Below are 19,024 nucleotides of genomic sequence, written 5' to 3'. Positions count from 1 at the left end.
GCCACGGAGAATGCCCTGGAAAGGCGCAGGATTGAAATCCACCGGGGTGCGTCGGGCGAGTGGCGGTTGTGCAGGGCGCTGCACACGTGCACACCCGGCGCCGCTGGCCGGCGGTCATGAGTCATGGGACCGTGGAGGTCATGAGCACGGAACTGACGTTGAGGCCCATCGAGGCCCGGGACGACGCGGCGATGGCGGCGGTCATCCGCGCGGTGATGCCCGAGTTCGGAGCGGACGGCCCGGGGTTCGCGATCCACGATCCGGAGGTGGACGCGATGACCGCGGCCTACAGCCGTCCCCGGCACATGTATTTCGTCGTGGAGCATGGGGGCCAGGTGGTGGGAGGCGCGGGCATCGCGCCGCTGGACGGAGGAGCACCGGACGTCTGCGAGCTGCGCAAGATGTACTTCCTGCCCAAGGCCCGGGGCCACGGCGTGGGCGAGCGCTTGTTGAGACACTGTCTGGACTTCGCGCGAAGCGCCGGCTTCCGGCAGTGCTACCTGGAGACGCTGGCGGGCATGGATCAGGCACAGAAGCTCTACCGCAAGGTCGGCTTCGAACCGCTGAGCGCCCCCATGGGCCGCACCGGCCACTTCGGCTGCGACCGCTGGTACGCGATGAACCTGACCCCGCCCGCCTGACCGCCCACCTGCCCGGCAAGTGCGCCCGGCCAGTCACGTCCTCCAGACCCAACTTCCCAGGTCAGGAGGCCCGCATGGCGGTCAAGAAGCAGTCCCGGTCCACGACGACGACAGGTCCACGGCGGGCGCCGCGCACCCAGAGCACCCGCACCGTGCACGCAGCTCCGTCAGACACGGACAAGCTCCCCTTCGACATCGCAGAGGTCCTCCGCCGCGTGCGCCACGAGGTCCGCTCCTTCGCGGACGCCGCCATGTTCGAGCTCGCCGCCAAAGGCCACGGCTCCCTCTTCGAACAGCTCATCGCGTGCATCCTCTCCATCCGCACGCTCGATGAAGTCAGCCTCCCCGCCTCCCTCCGCCTCCTCTCCCGCGCGCACACGCCCGAAGCCCTCGCGCGCCTCACTCCGGAAGAAATCGACGCCCTCATCCGTCCCGTCACCTTCCACGAAGGCAAGGCCCACCAGGTCCACGCCATCGCCGTGCGCACGCGTGACGAGTTCCAGGGCCAGCTCCCCGCGGATCCAGACGTGCTCCAGTCCTTCAAGGGCGTGGGCCCCAAGTGCGCGCACCTGGCGCTCGGCATCGCCTGCGGCCATGAAGTCATCAGCGTGGACATCCATGTCCACCGCGTCACCAACCGCTGGGGCTACGTGAAGGCCTCCACTCCGGAACGCACGCTCGCCGCGCTCGAAGCCGTGCTGCCCCGCCCCTACTGGGTGGAGCTCAACCGGCTCCTCGTCCCCTTCGGCAAACACGTGTGCACCGGCACCCGCCCGAAGTGCTCCACCTGCCCCGTGCTCCCCTACTGCCGGCAGGAGGGCGTCACCTCCCACCGCTGAAGCCTACCGGTCGTGCCCCGCCCACTGCGTGGCCCGCCGCGCGAACCTCCGCCACGGGTTCGTCCTGCCGCCGTTCTCCAGCGAGATCTCCTTCGAGTGCCGCACGTCCTTCTCCCAGCACGCCTCCAGCTTCGCGGCGATCTCCCGGTCCTCGAACACCAGCGACCCTTCGCTCAACTTGTTGAGCGACAGCGAATCCAGGTTCGTGGAGCCCACGACGCACAACCAGTCATCCACCAGCATCGTCTTCGAATGCAGCATCGCCGGCTGGTACTCCCAGATGCGCACCCCCGCCGCCAACAGCCGCTCATACGTGGACCGCTGCGACGCGCGCACCACCGGCACGTCGTGCATCGGCCCCGGGCCCATCACCCGCACGTCCACGCCCTGCCGGACCTTCACCTCCAACTGCTCCAGGATGTCGTTGGGCGGCGTGAAGTACGCGTTCGCGATCCACAGCCGCTTCGTCGCCGCGGCCACCACCAGCCGCACCATCCGCTCCGCCTCGGTGATGCCCAGCCGCCCGGCGCTGTCGATGAACGCCGCGCACCCGCCTCCGTCCGCCTTCAGCTCCGGGAAGCACTCGCGCGGCAGGAACCCTCCGCCTGACTCAATCCAGTGCTTGGAGAACGTCACCTGGATGCGCCGCACCTCCGGCCCCTCCACCCGGATGTGCGTGTCCCTCCAGTTGTCCTCCTTCAACCCGTCCCCCTCCCACACCTTCCAGATGCCGAAGCCGCCCGTGTACGCGATGCGCCCGTCCACCACGACGATCTTCTGGTGCGACCGGCTCAACAGCCGCCCCAGCACCTTGCCCGCCAGCAGCCGGTAGTAGTGCACCTCCACACCCGCATCCGTCAGGCGCTTCTCGATCTGCTGATCGAAGTCCTTGTCCCCGGTCGTCTCCTCGCTACCCACCGGATCCACCACCACGCGGCACTGCACACCCGCGCCGGAGCGCTCAATCAGCGCCTCCACGAACCGGTCCGACAGCTCGCACGGCCGCCAGATGTAGACGAGCATGTGCACGCTGTGCTTCGCGGCGCGGATGTCCTCCAACATCCGGTCGAAGACCTGGCTGTTCTCCAGCAGGTGCATCCGGTGCCCCGGTGACAGCCCCACGCCCGTGGTCTGGTAGAGCGCGAACGAGAAGCCCTCGGGTCCCGGTGGCAGCTCGAACGGGCCCTGCATCTCGTGCTTGCGCGTCTCGTCGCCGCCGTCGAACCCATGCGCCCCCGGCTGGGGCAGCAACTCGTCCGTAAGCTCGCTCATGGTCCCAGCAACGTAGGGACGCCCGCCCTCCCCCGGGAGTCACCGGCTACCTCCCGCTCCGGACGGTGAACAGGACCCCATTCCATCGTTGCCGGAGCCTTTCACCGTGGCGACACTGGCCGGGTTCCGTTCCCTCGTCTGGAGAGTCCGCATGCTCGACGCCCCATCCCGCCCCTCCGCCCGGGAGCTCCTGTCCCTGTCCAGCCTCGCCCCGCTGGTCCCCATGCTGTACGTCGCCTGGACGGACGGCGAGCTGACGGGCGACGAGCTCCGCGCCCTGGGCTCCGCGGCCCGCTCCCAGCCCTGGCTGGACCTCAAGTCCAGCTCCGTCCTGGCCCTCTGGGTGGATCCGCTGCGTCCGCCCCCGCCCCGCGAGCTGGCCCTCGTGCGCGAGCACATCCGCGCCACCGCGGAGCAGCTGGCCACCAGCCAACAGCAGAACCTGGCGGAGCTGGGCGTGCAGCTGGCCCAGGCGCTCGCGGGCGAAGCGCCCCTGAGCATCCCTCCCGCGGAGCTGGCCAGGGCCCTGGCCTCCATCGAGGCCACCCTGGGCGTGGACGGCAAGGAGGCGGTGCGCTCGCTGGTGCCCAGGGCGTCGCGCGTCCCGCACGCGGAGCCCCGCTCGCACACGTCGTCCTTCGACCCGGCGGCGATGACGGCCGTGCTGGACCGCACCTACGCGAACGTGCGCCAGCAGGTGCGCGGTTGGCTGGAGGACGCGGACTTCCGCTACAAGGAAGGGCTCGGCACCACCGCCTACCGCGACCAGGTCTTCGACTGGCTCAAGCACCTGGCCAATGACGGCCTGGGACAGCTCGCCTTCCCCAAGGGCCGCGAGGGCGGCGGCGACCTGGGCGCGTTCATCGCCGCGTTCGAGACGATGGCCTTCTTCGACCTGAGCCTCGTCATCAAGGCGGGCGTCCACTTCGGCCTGTTCGGCTCCAGCATCCTGTTCCTGGGCACGAAGCGGCACCACCAGCAGTACCTGCCCAGGGTCGCCTCGCTGGAATTGCCCGGCTGCTTCGCGATGAGCGAGCTGGGCCACGGCTCCAACGTGCGCGACTGCGAGACGGTGGCCCGCTACGACGCGGCCACGGGCGAGTTCGTCATCCACACGCCGTCGGAGACCGCGCGCAAGGACTGGATTGGCAACGCCGCCCGCCACGCGCGCATCGCCACCGTGTTCGCGCAGCTGGAGGTGGACGGGGAACGCCTGGGCGTGCACGCGCTGCTCGTCCCGCTGCGCGATGAGCACGGCAAGGTCCTGCCGAACATCCGCATCGAGGACTGCGGCGAGAAGATGGGCCTCAACGGCGTGGACAACGGCCGGCTGTGGTTCGACCACGTGCGAGTCCCGCGCGACAACCTGCTCGACCGCTACGGCCAGGTGACGGAGGCCGGCGAGTACACCTCCTCCATCACCGGCGACTCCAAGCGCTTCTTCACCATGCTGGGCGCGCTGGTGGCGGGCCGCGTGAGCGTGGCGTGCGCGTCGTTGAGCGCGGCCAAGAGCGCGCTGACCATCGCCGTGCGCTACGGCGACCTGCGCCGCCAGTTCGGCCCCCAGGGCGCTCCCGAGGTGCGCCTGCTGGACCACCAGGTGCACCAGCTGAGGCTCCTGCCGCTCGTGGCCAAGGCGTACGCGGTGGACTTCGCGCTGGAGTACCTGGTGGACCGCTACGTCCACCGCACGGAGGACGACGCGCGCGAGGTGGAGGCGCTCGCCGCGGGCCTCAAGGCCTACGCGTCGTGGAACGCCACCGCCACCATCCAGGAGTGCCGCGAGGCGTGCGGCGGCCAGGGCTACCTCACCGCGAACCGGTTCGCGTCGCTCAAGGCGGACACGGACGTGTTCACGACGTTCGAGGGCGACAACACCGTGCTCATGCAGCTGGTCGCCAAGGGCCTGCTCACGGGCTACCGCCAGCGCTTCGAGGACGACCGCGTCTTCGCCGTGCTGCGCCTCATCGTCGATCAAGCCGCCACGGTGTTCACGGACAGGAACCCCATCGCCGGCCGGCGCACGGACACGGACCACCTGCGCGACAGCGACTTCCAGCTGCGCGCCCTGCGCTTCCGCGAGGAGGCCCTGCTCGCATCGGTGTCCAAGCGCATCCGCAAGCGGCTCACCGCGGGCGTGGAGGCCTTCGAGGCCTTCAACCAGGTGCAGGCGCACCTGCTGGCCCTGGCGCACGCGAGCGTGGAGCGCATCGTGCTGGAGCAGTTCCTGCGCGGCGTGGCGGAGGTGAAGGACGAAGCGCTCAAGCCGGTGCTGGGGCGCCTGGCGGACCTCTTCGGCCTGTCCTGCCTGGAGTCCGCCAGCGGCTGGTTCCTGGAGCACGGCTGGCTGACGGCCCCCAAGGCCCAGGCCATCCGCAAGGAGCGCGTGAAGCTGTGCGAGGAGCTGCGGCCAGACGCCGTCGGGTTGGTGGACGCGTTCGGGATTCCCGACACCTGCCTGGCGGCGCCCATCGGCCTGGGGCGGCTGGCGCCCGGCGGTGAACGGTTCGACGACACGGCGGCTGACAGCGCCCGTGCGGGCCCGGCAGATTCCCGCGCGTCATGAGGACCTGTGTGTCGTGGGTGGTGTTGGGGCTCGTGGGGCTCACCGGTTGCGCGACGGTGTCCCCGGCGGAACGGGCCCGTCAGGTGGGCGAATCCAACAAGGAACGCGCCCGCCTGTTCACCGAGGAGATCTACAACCAGAAGCGCCTGGAGCGGCTGCCGGAGTACATCGCGGCCGACTACGTGGACCGCTCCGAGGGCGCCCCCCAGGACCTCCGCGGCCCGGAGGTGGTGCGCACCCAGGCGGAAGCCGGGTTCACCCTCTTCCCGGACCTGAAGTTCGAGCTGCTCCACGTGATGGCGGAGGACGACTGGGTGATGGTGCGCTGGCGCGCGACGGGCACGGACACCCAGGGCCCGCCCACCGCGGACGGTAGGTCCCGCCCGCTCACGTTCCACGGGGACTCGCTGTACCGCCTGCGCGACGGCCGGCTGGTGGAGTCGTGGGACCTCACGGACCGGCTGGACCCGCTGCTCCAGCGCGGGTTCAAGGTCGTGCCGCCCGAGTCCTGAAGTGTCCTGACCCGGGAGCATGGTGAACGGCCACGGGTCGGGCTCGACGCCGCCGGAGTCAGGAAAAACCGGGGCGTAGCGGGATGTCTCCCCATTGACACCTACGCACCGGACCCATCAGGGTCCGGGGATGAGGATGAACGCGGGACCCATGCGGGCCGCGGACAAGGCCCGACAGAAGGCCTTCCGCACGGCCTTTCCCTCCTACGGCCAGCGGCCGTCCTGGGGCGGCAGGTTGTTGCGCCTGTTCGGATGGGGCCTGCTCCTGCTGGGTGCCGTGATGCTCGTCGTCGTCATCGACGGGTGGCGTGCGTTCGGCAAGGTGCCGGAAGGGGCGCGGCTGGAGCGGATGACGCGCTCGCCGCAGTGGCTGGACGGAGGGTTCGAGAACCCGCAGCCCATCCTGAACAACTGGGAGCGGACGCTGTCGGAGCTGTTCAGCTCGAGCGAGGAGAGCACGCCCCGGATGCCGGTGGTGGTGGACCGCATCGACCCGAAGCGCTTCGCCACGCCGCCCGAGGACGGGCTGCGCGTCACCTGGATGGGACACTCGTCCACGCTGGTGGAGGTGGACGGGCACCGCGTGCTCACCGACCCCGTGTGGGGCGAGCGCACGTCGCCGCTGGGGTGGATTGGCCCGAAGCGCTGGTTCCCCGCGCCCATCGCGCTGGACGCGCTGCCGCCCATCGACGCGGTGGTGATTTCCCACGACCACTACGACCACCTGGACTTCGCCACCATCGAGGCGATGAAGGACTGGGACACCACGTTCGTGGTGCCGCTGGGCGTGGGCGAGCACCTGGAATACTGGGGCGTGCCGGCCAACCGCATCGTGGAGCTGGACTGGTGGGAGCGCACGAAGGTGAAGGGGCTGGACATCGTGTGCACGCCCGCGCGGCACGCGTCGGGCCGGTTCCTCCAGCAGAACAAGACGCTGTGGGCGGGCTGGGCGCTGGTGGGGCCCAAGCACCGCGTCTACTACTCCGGCGACACGGGCCTGTTCCCCGCGATGGAGGAGATTGGCGCGAAGCTGGGGCCGTTCGATTTGACGATGATCGAGACGGGGCAGTACGGCGCGGGCTGGCCGGACTGGCACCTGGGGCCGGAGCAGGCGGTGCTGGCCCACCGGCTGGTGCAGGGCCGGTTGATGCTGCCGGTGCACTGGGGGCTGGTGACGCTGGCGTACCACGGCTGGACGGAGCCGATTGAGCGCTCGCTGGCCGCCGCGAAGCGCGACGGCGTGGGCATCACCGCGCCCCGGCCCGGGCAGGACTTCCTCGCGCTGGCGCCGCCGCCCATGGAGCGCTGGTGGCCCGACCGTCCGTGGAAGACGGCGGAGGAGGCGCCCATCGTGGCCAGCCAGATTCCGCCCAAGCTGCGGGAAGGGCACCCGGCGCTGCCGTTGCTTCCGGTGCCCGCGGCCGTGAGTCCGCAGGCCGCGAAGCCGGCGACCCCGAAGCCACAAGCCGCGCCGAGCGCGAATCCTCCCGCGATGAACGCACCGCCCGCGGCTCCGCAGGGTGCGGGGCCGACCGCCGCGACTCCGCCAGTCGCTCCGGCGAACACGACGCCTCCGTCGCCGGCTCCGCAAGGCGCGGGGACGACGCCCGCTGTCCCCGCGGCCGTGGCCACTCCCATCCCCAATCCACCGGGAGCGGGAGCCGCGGTCGCGACGCCGCATGAGTGACACGCGGCGCGTACCCGGTTCGCAGTCACATGAGTGACGCACGGCGGGCCGCGCTGCACGGGGCCTTCAAGGCCACGGGCTATGTCGTGCGCCCGCATCCACTCGTCGGCGACCGCAAGCACGTGCTGCGCGTGGAGGCCTTGCATCCAGGGCTCGACGCCGCGCTCGCTGCTCACGGCTTCACCACCTGGGCCTTCCTCACCGCGTGGAACCCGCTCGCGCACGCGCGCCCGCTCCGCACCAACGCGCGCCTCCAGCAACGACTGCTCACGCTGCTTGAAGCACAAGGCCACCCGAGCGTGTCCGCAGTGGGCGTGGCGGAGGACCGTCGCTGGTCCGAGGAGAGCCTCTTCGTCCCCGGCTTGTCCCGCGACGAAGCCCTGCGCATGGGCCGCCTGTTCGACCAGGAGGCCGTGCTCTGGGGTGCCGTGGGCGGCGCCGCGGAGCTGGTGATGTGCCGGGAGCCCGCGCGCGCCTGAGCCCGGTATCGGCCACGTCACATCCGACGGGACGACACGGATTCGGAACCCGGCCCTCACCTCGCCGCGAAGAGCTCGGAGGCCGCGCCGCTCCAGGCCCCCGCGCTCGACCGCATCACGCGGCTGCCGTAGCTGTCACTGGGGGCCCGAGCCGCCCGTCGCGGGGCTCGATTCGCTGGGCAGGGAGGTCCTGGGGATGGGCAGCAAGGAGGGGTTGATGTCGATGACCCGCTCCCTCGTCACGCGCTGGGCCAGCTCGTCGAAGTCCAGCTCCAGGAACTTCCCGGAGCCCTCCTCCGGGAGCGCGAAGCGGACCCGCCAGTAGTTGGGGCGGATCCGCACCGCCTGGCCCGCTTCCGCCAGCACCATGCCGTTCTGCCGGGCGTATTCCGCGCCCGCGTCGACGACGTTGCGCTCCCCCAACTCCTCCTGGACCGGCTGGGAGCTGGGGGGCACGGGCAGGCGTCCCGTGGGGCCAGTGGCACAACCCACACCCGCCAGGAAGGCAGGTAACAGAGCGGCGGCGAGGAGGCGGGGCAGCATGTCCAGACGTTGGACACGCTCCCGTCAACCTGCACCGTGGGGCGGCTTGCGAAACCACCACCCGTCGGATGCTCGCCCGGAGCAGCGGCACGGGGCCTGCTCCTCCGGTCCCTGCTGGAATGAAAGCTACTTGGGTGCCGGCACGCCCGAGGCGCGCTCCACGACCTCGTCGATGAGGCCGTACTGCCGGGCCTCCTCGGCGCTCATGAAGTAGTCGCGCTCGGTGTCCTTCTCGATGCGCTCGATGGTGTGGCCCGTGTGCTTCACGAACAGGCCATTGAGGTACGTGCGCAGGCGGAGGATCTCCTTCGCCTGGATGTCGATGTCCGTCGCCTGGCCCTGCGCGCCACCCAGCGGCTGGTGGATCATGATGCGGCTGTTGGGCAGGGCGTAGCGCTTGCCCTTGGAGCCCGCCAAGAGCAGCAGCGCGCCCGCGGAGGCCGCCTGGCCCACGCAGATGGTGGACACGGGGCACTTGACGTACTGCATCGTGTCATACATCGCGAGCGCCGCCGTGACGGAGCCACCGGGCGAGTTGATGTAGAGGTTGATGCCCTTGTCCGGGTCCTCGGACTCCAGGAACAGCAGCTGGGCGACGATGAGGTTGGCCACATCGTCGTTGATGGGCGTGCCCAGGAGGATGATGCGGTCCTTGAGCAGACGGCTGTAGAGGTCGTACGCCCGCTCGCCGCGGTGCGTGGTCTCAATGACGAAGGGGACGTTCATGGCCCCCGTACCCTAATCGTCCCCCTTCCCGCGCGCTCCCCCCTTCTTGCAGGAGCGTGCGCTGTCCCACGCTTGGGCGGGTCGGAGGCGGGCCTACAGGTTGCCAGTCATCTTCTCCGGGCGCACCCACTGGTCGAACTGCTCGGCGGTGACGAGCCCCAGCTCCACCGCCACCTCCTTCAGCGTCTTGCCCTGCTTGTGGGCCGTCTTGGCGATCTTCGCCGCGTTGTCGTAGCCGATGTGCGGGTTGAGCGCGGTGACGAGCATCAGGCTGCGCTGGAGGTTCTCCTGGAGGCGCGGGAGGTTGGGCTCGATGCCCACCGCGCAGTTCAGGCGGAAGCTGCGCATGCCGTCCGCGAGCAGGCGACAGCTCTGCAGGAAGTTCTGGATGATGAGCGGCTTGAAGACGTTGAGCTCGAAGTTGCCGGACGCGCCGCCCAGGGAGATGGCCACGTCGTTGCCCATCACCTGGGCGGACAGCATGGTGAGCGCCTCGCTCTGCGTGGGGTTCACCTTGCCCGGCATGATGGAGCTGCCCGGCTCGTTCTCCGGGATGTTGATTTCCCCAATGCCCGAGCGCGGCCCGGACGACAGCCAGCGGATGTCATTGGCCACCTTGAACAGCACCGCCGCCAGGCCCTTGAGCGCGCCGTGCCCCTGCACCAGCGCGTCGTTGGCGGCCAGCGCCTCGAACTTGTTGGGCGCGGTGACGAAGGCGTGGCCGGTGAGCCTGGCGATTTCGGCCGCCACGCGCTCGGAGTAACCCGGAGGCGCGTTGAGGCCGGTGCCCACGGCGGTGCCGCCCAGCGCCAGCTCCAGCATGTGAGGCAGGGCCGCCTCGATGTGGCCCTTCGCGCGGTCCAGCTGCGCCACGTAGCCGCTGAACTCCTGGCCCAGGGTGAGCGGGGTCGCGTCCTGTAGGTGCGTGCGGCCAATCTTCACGATGGACTGGAAGGCCTGGGACTTCTGGGCGAGCACGTCGCGCAGGGCGACCAGCTCCGGCAGCACGTGCTTCACCACGGCCTCCACGGCGGCCACGTTCATCGCGGTGGGGAACACGTCGTTGGAGCTCTGGCCCTTGTTGACGTCGTCGTTGGCGTGGACCTTCCGGCCTTCGCCGCGCTCGCCACCCAGCAGCTCGGAAGCGCGGTTGGCCAGCACCTCATTGCAGTTCATGTTCGTCTGCGTGCCGCTGCCCGTCTGCCACACCAGCAGGGGGAACTCCTCGTCGTGCTGGCCGGCGAGCACTTCATCCGCGGCCTTCACGATGGCCTGGGCCTTCTCCTTGGAGAGGGAGCCGTTCTCCTGGTTCACGAGCGCGGCGGCCTTCTTCACCAGCACCAGCGCGTGCACGAGCGCCGTCGGCATGCGCTCGGAAGAGATGGCGAAGTTCTGGCGGCTGCGCTGGGTCTGCGCGCCCCAGAGCCGGTCGGCGGGGACTTCGATGGGACCAAAGGTGTCCTTCTCGATGCGAACATTCTTCGTGCTCACGGTGCTGCCTCCGCGGAAAGGAACGATGTCCCGCGCGATTAACACCGCCGGGCCGCCACGGCAGGCCCGAGTGAAGGGCCGCCCCCTCACCGAAGGGGCCCGCCGGCGTTAGTGTCACGTCGTGAGCACCGCAGGCACCATCCGAGCCCTCTTCCTGGCCCAGGAGCGAGGCACCCCCATGCGCCGCGTCCCGGAGGCCCGGGCCGTGGAGCAGCACGGCTTCGAGGGCGACCGTCACCAGCGCAGGGCGGTGGGCCACAAGCGCCAGCTCCTGCTGCTGGACGAAGCGCAGCGCGCGGCGCTGGACGTGCCTGAAGGCGTGATCAAGGAGAACGTGCTGGTGGAGGGCCTGCCCCTGGACGCGCTGCCACCGGGACAGCGTCTGGCGCTGGGAGGCGAGGTGGTGGTGGAGCTGACCGAACCGTGCGTGCCCTGCTGGAAGCTGGACGCCCTGCGCCCCGGGCTCTTGAAGGACAGCTGGGGCCGCAGGGGTCAGCTCGCGCGAGTGCTGGAGGCAGGCACCGTGCATGAAGGAGACACCGTGCGCCTGCTGGACGTGAACCCGGACGCACCGCGCATCATCCGGCCGAAGCTGCCCTGAGCCCTCACCGGTTCCAGAGCCGGCCCAGATTCAGAGGCACCGCATCGAAGGGAACGGCATTCACGGTTCCACTTCCCAGGTGCACTCCATGCAAGCGCCACTGGCCGTCCTGGAGGTGGTGGATCTCCAATCCCTCCGCCAGCGGGTCGATGAACCACAGCCACTCCACGCCCGCGCGAGCATAGACGCGCATCTTCGGCCCTCGGTCCCACCGGTAGGTGGACGGCGACAACACCTCGCAAATCCAATCCGGCGCCAGGGAGAAGACAGGCGTGTTTGGCATGCGCGGCATCCGCTCGCGACGCCATCCCGCGAGGTCCGGCACCAGCGCATCCCCCGTCCCCGCGAAGCGCAGCTCCGGCTCATCCAGGATGAGCCATCCGCCGGGACCGCTGCTGCCTTCGTCGAACGGCCCATCCAGCCACCCGCCGAGCTTCGATGCGGCCCGCGCGTGGGGAGACGCCGGCCTGGGACTGACGACCAGCTCCCCTTCGATGATCTCCCCCACCTTCGTCGGCGGCACGTCCTCCAGGACGGCATACGACACCGACTTCCCCTTCCCACTCCCGTTACCATCGCCCATGCGCGCAAGGATGCCTCCTACCCCTGACATCCTCAAGCCAAGGGCCGACTCCGTGCCGGTGTACGGAGGCAGGAAGACAGGCCCGTGCAGTGCCGTCTGCCCTGAACCCGATGAAAACAAGCTTAGCTTGAATTATTCAAATCACGCCTGCCTGGGTGACGCCGCCAGCAGGTCCGTGACACACTTTTCTCAATCGTTCTCACGGCTCCTGGGGGCGCCTGGATGTCCATGCAATGGCTGGGTTTGGCGCTGGCGGCCTGGGGGCAGCTGCCGCCGGACGGCGTCGCGCAGCTCCAGAAGGTGGACAGCGTGATGCCCCACCTGCGGCGCCTGGCCGAGGACCCCGAAGTGGTGCGCGCCCTGCGTGCCCAGAACGCGCGCCGCACGCCGCTCGCCACCATCCAGGGGCTGGACGCGGAATGGGTGGCGACCCCGTCGCTCACGCCCCACAAGCAGCGCGTGCTGGACGGCCCCTGCACGGGCGCGCTCCGCCGCTTGAGGAAGCACCTGGGCCCGGCGATGGCGGAGGCCTTCGCCATGGATGATCAAGGCGCGCTCGTCTGCGCCAGCCGGCGCACGTCCGACTACTGGCAGGGCGACGAGGACAAGTGGCGCCTCACCTACGCCCAGGGCCGCGGCGGCCCCGCGCTGAAGGAGGCCCCCTTCTTCGACGAGTCCTCCCAGGCCTACGTCATCCAGGTGTCCCTCCCCGTCCGCGACGGCGCCCGGGTCATCGGCGCGCTCACCGTGGGCCTGTCCCTGCTCGACCTGTGACACCGACCGTTCCCGTTCCCCACCGGGGTCCTCACGCATGCGACTGCTGTCCGGATTGAAGTTGCGGGGCCGCCTCACGCTGTGGATCTGCCTGCTGCTCGTCGCCGCCCTCGTCCCCGCCGTCGGGGCCGGGGTCCACACCATCCGGCGCAACCTGGAGCAGCAGGTGCACGGCGTCCTCCAGGTGGAGGCGGACGGCCTGCAGGACCTCATCGAAGCCTCGCTGCACGAGCGCGAAGCGAACGCCCGCGCGTGGACCGAGGACGCCATCGTGCGCGGCGCGCTCCTCTTCGACACCTACGCCAAGAGCGACGCGGTGCTCGCCTCGCTCAACGGCCGGCACACCAGCTTCGCCGGACTGGTGCTGTTCACCCCCGACGGGCGCGCCGTCTCCGCGAGCCGGCCAGAGCTGCGCCAGGCCTTCGCCGGCCGCGAACAGGAGGTGCGCGCCTCGCCCTGGTTCCAGACCGCGCTGGAGGACCGGCTGGACCCCGCCACCCTCACGGACACCCTCACGAAGGAGGACCCCTTCCTCGCCCGCCCCGTGATGCCCCTGGCCCTGCCCGTGCTCAGCCCCATCTCCGGCGCACGGGTGGGCGTGCTGCTGGCCGCGTATGACTGGGGCCAGTTGGAGAAGGTGGTCGAGGGCGCGCTCCAGCGGGCCCAGGACCGGGGCCAGAAGAGCTTCACCCTGGCCATCCTCGCTCCGGACGGCGCCAGCCTCTTCAGCGCCCGCGCCGAGGGCACGCCGGTCCTCACGAACCCCGTGCGGGCCGAGGCCCACAACGACGTCACCCATCGCTTCGCCGCGGGCGAGGGCTGGCGCTTCGTGGCGGCGATGGAGGCGGACGAGGCCTTCCTGCCCCTGCGGCGCTTCCTGCAACTCAGCCTGCTCTCGGGGGCCGCGCTCCTGGGGCTGGCCGTCCTGGCCGCCTGGGCCCTGGCGCGCGGGGTGACGCGGCCCATCGCCACGCTGAGCCAGCTGGTGTCCCGCGTGGTGCGCGAGGGCGACCTCACCCAGAAGGTGGAAGCCCACGACCACCAGGACGAAGTGGGCGAGCTGGCCTCCGCCTTCTCCCGGATGATGGACCACCTGCGCGAGTCCACCACCAGCCTCCAGCAGGCCACCCGCGTCCTCGGGCAAACGGTGAGCGAGCTCACCGAGGCCACCGAGCAGCAGGAGCGAAACCTCATCCGGCAGGGCACCGCCATCCAGGAGACGCAGGTCACCGCGAAGGAGATCCAACAGACCTCGCAGCTGGCCGCGGAGCGCTCGCAGGCGGTGATTGCGCTGGTGGCGCGGGCGCGTGAAGCGGGCGGCTCCGGACAGACGGCGCTCGGCGCCAGCCTGGACGGCTTCGAACAGCTGCGCGACCACGGCGCGCGCCTGGCCGAGGGCATCTCCTCCCTCAACGAGCGCACGCAGCAGATTGGCGGCATCACCCAGACGGTGAAGGACCTGGCGGACCAGTCCAACATGCTCGCGCTCAACGCGGCCATCGAAGCGGCGCGCTCCGGCGAGCACGGCAAGGGCTTTGGCGTGGTGGCGCGCGAAATCCGCAGCCTCGCGGACCAGTCCATCCAGGCCACCGGCCGGGTGCGCGACATCCTGGACGCCATCCGCGGCGGCATCCACGACACCGTGGCGCTGTCAGAAGAAGGCCAGCGCCGCTCCGAGGCGGGCCTGGCCCAGGTGCGCGAGAGCGGTCAGAGCCTGCGCGCGCTGACGGACATCATCCAGGACAACGCGTCCGCGGCCCAGCAGATCGCCGCCGCCGTCATCCAGCAGAACGCCGGCATCGCCCAGATCTTCGCCGCCGTCACGGACCTGTCCCGGATGATGGACGACACCCTCCAGGCCATGCACGGCACCCAACGCATGACACAAGCCCTGCGCGGCGTGGCCGAGCGCATGGAGTCCGTGGCCGGCGTCTGGCGCGTCTAGCAGCGGACGCGCCAGAGGGACGGCAGCAGCTACGTCAGACGCGCTTCTCCCAGCGGGGCGTGTCGTCGTCCACCGGCGTGTTCGCGACCTTGGACACCCAGTCCAGCGTCCCCTGCAACGGCGCCCGGCCGTAGGCCTTCGCCGGGATGAACGCCCAGAGCAGCAGGTAGAGCGCCGCGCTCATCCCCGCGGACGCGAACAGCATCAGCACGAACGCCACCCGCACCAGCGAAACATCCACGCCCAGCTCGCGCGCCAGCGCCGAGCAGACGCCCAGGAGCGCCCGCCCCTCGCCCCGGTGCATCGGCACCGTCCGCGCACGGCAGTGCGGGCAGCGCTGCGCCTCGCCGGACAGCTCCTTCGAACAGGCCCTGCAGCGTGTCGTGACGTCCATGAGGTGACCTCCCAGTCAGGCCCCCGCTTGGCACGATGGGGGTCCCATACCTACCTACGGACCCCACCGCTGCCTCATGCATCCAGTGCCCCCTACCCACTGGCAAGGAGCAGACCCTAGCGATGTCGGTCTCGCACTTATAGTTCCTCGGTGTGCGGAACCTCCGCCGATGACCTGGATGCGGAGTATGGATGGGTGAGGTTGTTCTGGTGGGAGGTCAGCACGTTGGAAGGTGATTTGCATGGGGCTTAGCCGCTCGGAGCAGATGTCGCGAATCCGAGGCAGCAACACGAAGCCGGAATTGGTTCTGAGACGTGCGCTCTGGCACAGAGGGCTGCGGTATCGGTTACATGTCAGGACTCCCGTGGGCAGGCCCGACATCGTGTTGCAAGGCGCGCGAGTCGCGGTCTTCATCGACGGCTGCTTCTGGCACGGCTGTCCAGACCACTACGTGCGGCCGCGCACAAAAGATGAGTTCTGGTCCCGAAAACTCACCGAGAACGTGGAGCGCGATGCGCTGCAGACACAGGAACTTGGACGATTGGGTTGGAGGGTGTGCCGCCTCTGGGAGCATCAGGTGTGGGAGAACCTCGAAAACTCGGCCGACCGGGTTGAAGAGGCAGTGTCCGCCCCGGACTGGAGGTCGCCTCCAGACTGGCGGGTTGTGCGGGTGGAGGCGCTTGGCGGACCTGAGGACCTGGAGCGGCGTCACCTCCGCGAGTTGAAGAATTGCGCACCCGCAAGAGTTGTGGTCCAGAGCAGGAGTACCCGAAAGTGGTCCAGACGAGAGCGATGAGACAACCAGCCCCTGTCAGTACCGATCCCGCTCCGGTTGCGAGGGCTGAGCGGATCGATCACTACGTCCAGCAGAAGCTCACCCGCCTCCGCTCGACCTCACTGTTTCGGGCAGACCGACGCCCGCGTGTGATCGACCTCTTTGCTGGCGCCGGGGGCCTCTTTCTCGGATTCCATCGCGCTGGCGGACGGAGCGTGGGAGGCATCGAGTTCGATCCACTGGCTGCACTCACCTATGCGACCAACTTCCATGGGGAGAGTCCCGCCGACGAGTTCGCCGTGCATGCGAAGGCGAGGGACATTACGGCGCAGGAAAATGAGCCCGCTGCAGTGATGGCGCAGTGGGGACACTCCGAGGCTGGAACCGAAGTCGACGTCATCGTAGGCGGTCCGCCATGTCCTGCCTTCGCCCGCGTTGGCAGGGCGAAGCTTCGGGAAATCAACCAGCATCCGGAAGCTTTTCGACAGGATCCCAGGGCCAAGCTTTACCTGCCGTACCTTCGATATGTAGAGACGCTCGCTCCCGTCGCGCTCGTGATGGAGAACGTCCCGGACATCCTCAACTACGGTGGGCACAACCTCGCCGAGGAGATCTGCGACACGCTGGAGGAGTTCGGGTACCGCACGGCGTACACACTGCTCAATGCGGCGAACTATGGTGTTCCGCAGATGCGGGAGCGCTTCTTCCTCATGGCCATCCACGAGCGCGTGGGCATCCATCCCACGTTCCCTCTCGGGACGCACAAGGTCGATTTTCCTCCAGGATACGAAGGCTCGCGCCAGGTTGCGCTCAAGCACATCGTCCCCGCGGCCCCCTTCCAGTCGGTGCGCAGCAGGTTTGTAGAAACCCCACGCCTTGTGCAGCGGCCGAGAATGGCCGTAACAGTGGAAGATGCACTGCGCGACCTGCCCCCCATCACCGCTCACCTGGAGGGTACGGACAAGCGTGGGGCTCGCCGGTTCAACCTCGGCGTCCCATACCGAGATGGTGTAAAGCCCAGCGTCTATGCGCGGGAATTGCGCGCATGGCCCGGCTTCGCCTCTTCTGGCCAACTGCGAGACCACGTCACCCGTTCCCTCAGCAATCGGGACTACCGCCTCTTCCGACTGATGAAGGCAGGTGATGACTATCCGCGCGCGTACGAACTCGCCGAGCGCCTTTTCCATGAGGAGCTTGCACGACTGGCAGGAAGAGAAGGTAAGCCGCCTCGGGAAGGGACCAATGCATGGGAGGCAATCCGCGCGGAGTACGTGCCGCCATACGATCACACCAAATTTCCCAATAAATGGCGGAAGATGGAGCCCGACGCACCTGCGAGAACGCTGATGGCTCATCTTGGCAAGGATACGTACAGCCACATCCACTACGACTCAGCGCAGGCGCGGGTCATCTCGGTGCGAGAGGCTGCTCGGCTCCAATCATTTCCCGACGGATTCATCTTCAAGGGGACGATGAATCCGGCGTTCCGCCAGATAGGCAACAGCGTTCCGCCGCTGCTCTCGTTTGCGCTCGGCAAGCACCTTTTCGGGCTTCTTGGCGCCGGAAATGAAGCGGAGCTCCCGCTGACCAAGCCTGGAACCGTGCATCAACTGAGTCTAGGTGACTACCTATGACACCTTCCGAGCTTGTCGCTGAGTTCTCCAGGCGTCTCTCGGCAGCCATCCCAGATGCGAAGCTGCGGAAGCTGGAAGGCGCCAGCAATCTCCCATTCAAGATTGATGCGGGCTTCCGCCTGGGCATTTGGAACCTCACGGGGCTGAAGGCGACAGACACACAACCACTGCTGTTCGCCAGCCGCCTCATGTTGCCGCCGGACCGCACGCTCTTTCTCGCACTCCGTTTCAGAGGAGCTGGACTGGCAGACCTCATCGCTCGGGTGGATCAGATGCGCGCTGAGGGACGCGAGCCCAAGAACGTCCGCTTCTACATCCATCCGAACGGAATCTACCTCGCGCTGTCGGACATCGATTCGCTGGCCACGATTCCCCCGGAGGCCGGGCAGCCTGTGCGCGCAGATGTAGCATACTACGCCGATATCGAACACGGCTCCAACCTCGACCCGGTGGAAGTCTCCTTCGTCCAGTTCGTCCGCCAGTGCATGGGAACAACCCCGCTGGTGCAGTTGGGAGCGGCTGGCGCAAGTGTTGGTGGCGCCCCCATCAACCTTGCCTCGGCTCTCTTCCCTGAGATCGAGCGTCGCATTCATGCGCTGGGGGCCGTGTACATACGCTCGCTTTTGGAGCGCTACCATGTCGCGTTGAACCACCTGTCGCACAAGCACTTCGTCTTGCTGACTGGAATTTCCGGCACCGGCAAGACGATGCTCGCGCGCACCTACGCATATGCCGCTCTGGGCATCGACTCGCTGAAGCTTCCCTCTGCAAACGTCTATCTCATCGCAGTCCGGCCGGATTGGACCGAGCCTGCGCATCTGCTCGGCTTCATGGATATGGTATCGGGCCGCTACCAGAGGACACGCTTCGTAGAGGCACTTCTCCAGGCCCATCACGATCCAACGCGCCCGGTCTTCGTCTGCCTCGACGAGATGAACCTTGCTCAGCCCGAGCATTACTTCGCCGATGTGCTGAGCGCGATGGAGTCGGGAGAGCCCATCCACCTCCATAACGAATCACAGGACGTGGGAGTACCCAGGTCGATAGACTGGCCGGGCAATCTCTACATCGTCGGGACGGTGAACATGGACGAGACAACGCGCCCTTTCAGTCCCAAGGTACTGGATCGTGCAAATGTCATTGACATGAGCGCAGTGGACATTGACGCCTTCTGTGCGGGCCTCAAATCCAGGAGCCCTGAACTGGTCGGCGTGCTCGACCAACCGCTGGTAGATCGACTCAAGAGGCTGTCGAACACGCTTGCTCCGCACGGCCTGCACTTCGGCTACCGCGTCATTGAGGAGATTGCGAAGTACGTCGCCTTCAGCACCGGACACGGGCTTCTCGCTGATGCTCTCGATGTGCAGGTCGAACAGAAGATCCTGACGAAGCTGAGGGGTGGGCCAGAGCACGAGAAGATGCTGAACGACCTATTCGTCATTCTCGACGGACTGCCCCGCTCGCGAGCCGCCGTCGAGCGGATGCGCAGCGAACTCTCCCTCTACGAATCCTTCCAGTTCTGGCGTTAGCCAATGCTGCCGGCGGGACTCTCTCTCGAAGCA

General features: G+C 68.5%; 18 protein-coding genes. 12 read left to right on the top strand and 6 right to left on the bottom strand.

The genetic code is table 11. The features are described from left to right. The first annotated feature begins 140 nt into the window (after positions 1-140). Positions 141-641 (top strand): GNAT family N-acetyltransferase, encoded by a 501-nt coding sequence (locus tag D7Y21_RS07705; RefSeq protein WP_121712223.1) that lies wholly within the window; start codon positions 141-143, stop codon positions 639-641. Positions 642-715: 74 nt separating this feature from the next. Beyond that, positions 716-1,480, top strand: coding sequence for an endonuclease III (gene nth, locus D7Y21_RS07700; protein ID WP_233612013.1), 765 nt, complete (start codon positions 716-718; stop codon positions 1,478-1,480). Between the two features lie 3 nt (positions 1,481-1,483). Here nth and D7Y21_RS07695 read toward each other — a convergent pair whose 3' ends face one another. Further along, positions 1,484-2,752 (bottom strand): phosphatidylserine/phosphatidylglycerophosphate/cardiolipin synthase family protein, encoded by a 1,269-nt coding sequence (locus tag D7Y21_RS07695; protein WP_120561314.1) that lies wholly within the window; start codon positions 2,750-2,752, stop codon positions 1,484-1,486. A 151-nt stretch (positions 2,753-2,903) separates the two neighbouring features. Here D7Y21_RS07695 and D7Y21_RS07690 point away from each other — a divergent pair, with 151 nt between their 5' ends. The 4 genes from D7Y21_RS07690 to D7Y21_RS07675 all read left to right on the top strand — a co-directional run bounded on the left by D7Y21_RS07690 (position 2,904) and on the right by D7Y21_RS07675 (position 7,996). Next, positions 2,904-5,318 (top strand): acyl-CoA dehydrogenase, encoded by a 2,415-nt coding sequence (locus tag D7Y21_RS07690; RefSeq protein ID WP_121712202.1) that lies wholly within the window; start codon positions 2,904-2,906, stop codon positions 5,316-5,318. Further along, entirely contained in the window at positions 5,315-5,830 is a 516-nt protein-coding gene (locus D7Y21_RS07685; protein WP_121712201.1) for an ester cyclase, read from the top strand. Before D7Y21_RS07690 ends, D7Y21_RS07685 begins: the two co-directional genes overlap by 4 nt. A 136-nt stretch (positions 5,831-5,966) precedes the next feature. Further along, a complete protein-coding gene (locus tag D7Y21_RS07680) occupies positions 5,967-7,517 on the top strand; it encodes an MBL fold metallo-hydrolase (protein WP_304988558.1) in 1,551 nt (516 codons plus the stop codon). A 29-nt stretch (positions 7,518-7,546) separates the two neighbouring features. After that, positions 7,547-7,996 (top strand): DUF3293 domain-containing protein, encoded by a 450-nt coding sequence (locus tag D7Y21_RS07675; RefSeq protein WP_121712199.1) that lies wholly within the window; start codon positions 7,547-7,549, stop codon positions 7,994-7,996. Between the two features lie 135 nt (positions 7,997-8,131). Here D7Y21_RS07675 and D7Y21_RS07670 read toward each other — a convergent pair whose 3' ends face one another. The 3 genes from D7Y21_RS07670 to fumC all read right to left on the bottom strand — a co-directional run bounded on the left by D7Y21_RS07670 (position 8,132) and on the right by fumC (position 10,756). Then, the gene (locus tag D7Y21_RS07670; RefSeq protein WP_233591344.1) at positions 8,132-8,452 is read right to left on the bottom strand and encodes a hypothetical protein; all 321 of its coding nucleotides are present in this window, start codon (positions 8,450-8,452) and stop codon (positions 8,132-8,134) included. A 213-nt stretch (positions 8,453-8,665) separates the two neighbouring features. Continuing rightward, positions 8,666-9,265 (bottom strand): ATP-dependent Clp endopeptidase proteolytic subunit ClpP, encoded by a 600-nt coding sequence (gene clpP, locus D7Y21_RS07665; protein WP_014399808.1) that lies wholly within the window; start codon positions 9,263-9,265, stop codon positions 8,666-8,668. 93 nt (positions 9,266-9,358) lie between these two features. Continuing rightward, the gene (gene fumC / locus D7Y21_RS07660; RefSeq protein WP_120561309.1) at positions 9,359-10,756 is read right to left on the bottom strand and encodes a class II fumarate hydratase; all 1,398 of its coding nucleotides are present in this window, start codon (positions 10,754-10,756) and stop codon (positions 9,359-9,361) included. Positions 10,757-10,877: 121 nt separating this feature from the next. Here fumC and D7Y21_RS07655 point away from each other — a divergent pair, with 121 nt between their 5' ends. Continuing rightward, positions 10,878-11,357: an MOSC domain-containing protein gene (locus tag D7Y21_RS07655; protein WP_233612012.1), complete on the top strand. Its 480-nt coding sequence runs from the start codon at positions 10,878-10,880 to the stop codon at positions 11,355-11,357. A gap of 4 nt (positions 11,358-11,361) precedes the next feature. On the opposite strand, the gene D7Y21_RS07650 is transcribed toward D7Y21_RS07655, so the two are convergent. After that, positions 11,362-11,904 carry a Uma2 family endonuclease gene (locus D7Y21_RS07650; protein ID WP_304988557.1) on the bottom strand — a complete coding sequence of 181 codons (543 nt, stop codon included), beginning with the start codon at positions 11,902-11,904 and terminating at the stop codon, positions 11,362-11,364. 258 nt (positions 11,905-12,162) lie between these two features. Here D7Y21_RS07650 and D7Y21_RS07645 point away from each other — a divergent pair, with 258 nt between their 5' ends. Both D7Y21_RS07645 and D7Y21_RS07640 read left to right on the top strand, forming a co-directional pair. Beyond that, complete coding sequence (locus tag D7Y21_RS07645) at positions 12,163-12,714, top strand: PDC sensor domain-containing protein (RefSeq protein WP_199724150.1); 552 nt, start codon at positions 12,163-12,165, stop codon at positions 12,712-12,714. A gap of 37 nt (positions 12,715-12,751) precedes the next feature. Further along, positions 12,752-14,659 (top strand): methyl-accepting chemotaxis protein, encoded by a 1,908-nt coding sequence (locus tag D7Y21_RS07640; protein WP_121712195.1) that lies wholly within the window; start codon positions 12,752-12,754, stop codon positions 14,657-14,659. 34 nt (positions 14,660-14,693) lie between these two features. Here D7Y21_RS07640 and D7Y21_RS07635 read toward each other — a convergent pair whose 3' ends face one another. Continuing rightward, the gene (locus D7Y21_RS07635; protein WP_014399816.1) at positions 14,694-15,053 is read right to left on the bottom strand and encodes a PspC domain-containing protein; all 360 of its coding nucleotides are present in this window, start codon (positions 15,051-15,053) and stop codon (positions 14,694-14,696) included. A gap of 241 nt (positions 15,054-15,294) precedes the next feature. Here D7Y21_RS07635 and D7Y21_RS07630 point away from each other — a divergent pair, with 241 nt between their 5' ends. From D7Y21_RS07630 to D7Y21_RS07620, 3 genes are all read left to right on the top strand, one after another. Continuing rightward, a complete protein-coding gene (locus tag D7Y21_RS07630; RefSeq protein ID WP_121712193.1) occupies positions 15,295-15,849 on the top strand; it encodes a very short patch repair endonuclease in 555 nt (184 codons plus the stop codon). Between the two features lie 128 nt (positions 15,850-15,977). Beyond that, positions 15,978-17,462 carry a DNA cytosine methyltransferase gene (locus D7Y21_RS07625; RefSeq protein ID WP_370038273.1) on the top strand — a complete coding sequence of 495 codons (1,485 nt, stop codon included), beginning with the start codon at positions 15,978-15,980 and terminating at the stop codon, positions 17,460-17,462. Then, complete coding sequence (locus tag D7Y21_RS07620; protein ID WP_121712191.1) at positions 17,459-18,991, top strand: McrB family protein; 1,533 nt, start codon at positions 17,459-17,461, stop codon at positions 18,989-18,991. The genes D7Y21_RS07625 and D7Y21_RS07620 overlap by 4 nt, the downstream gene beginning before the upstream one ends. The last annotated feature ends 33 nt before the right edge of the window (positions 18,992-19,024 follow it).

This window comes from Corallococcus sp. AB045 (genome assembly GCF_003668895.1).
Taxonomy (GTDB): Bacteria; Myxococcota; Myxococcia; order Myxococcales; family Myxococcaceae; genus Corallococcus; species Corallococcus coralloides.
This window is presented reverse-complemented; position numbering and strand designations above follow the sequence as displayed.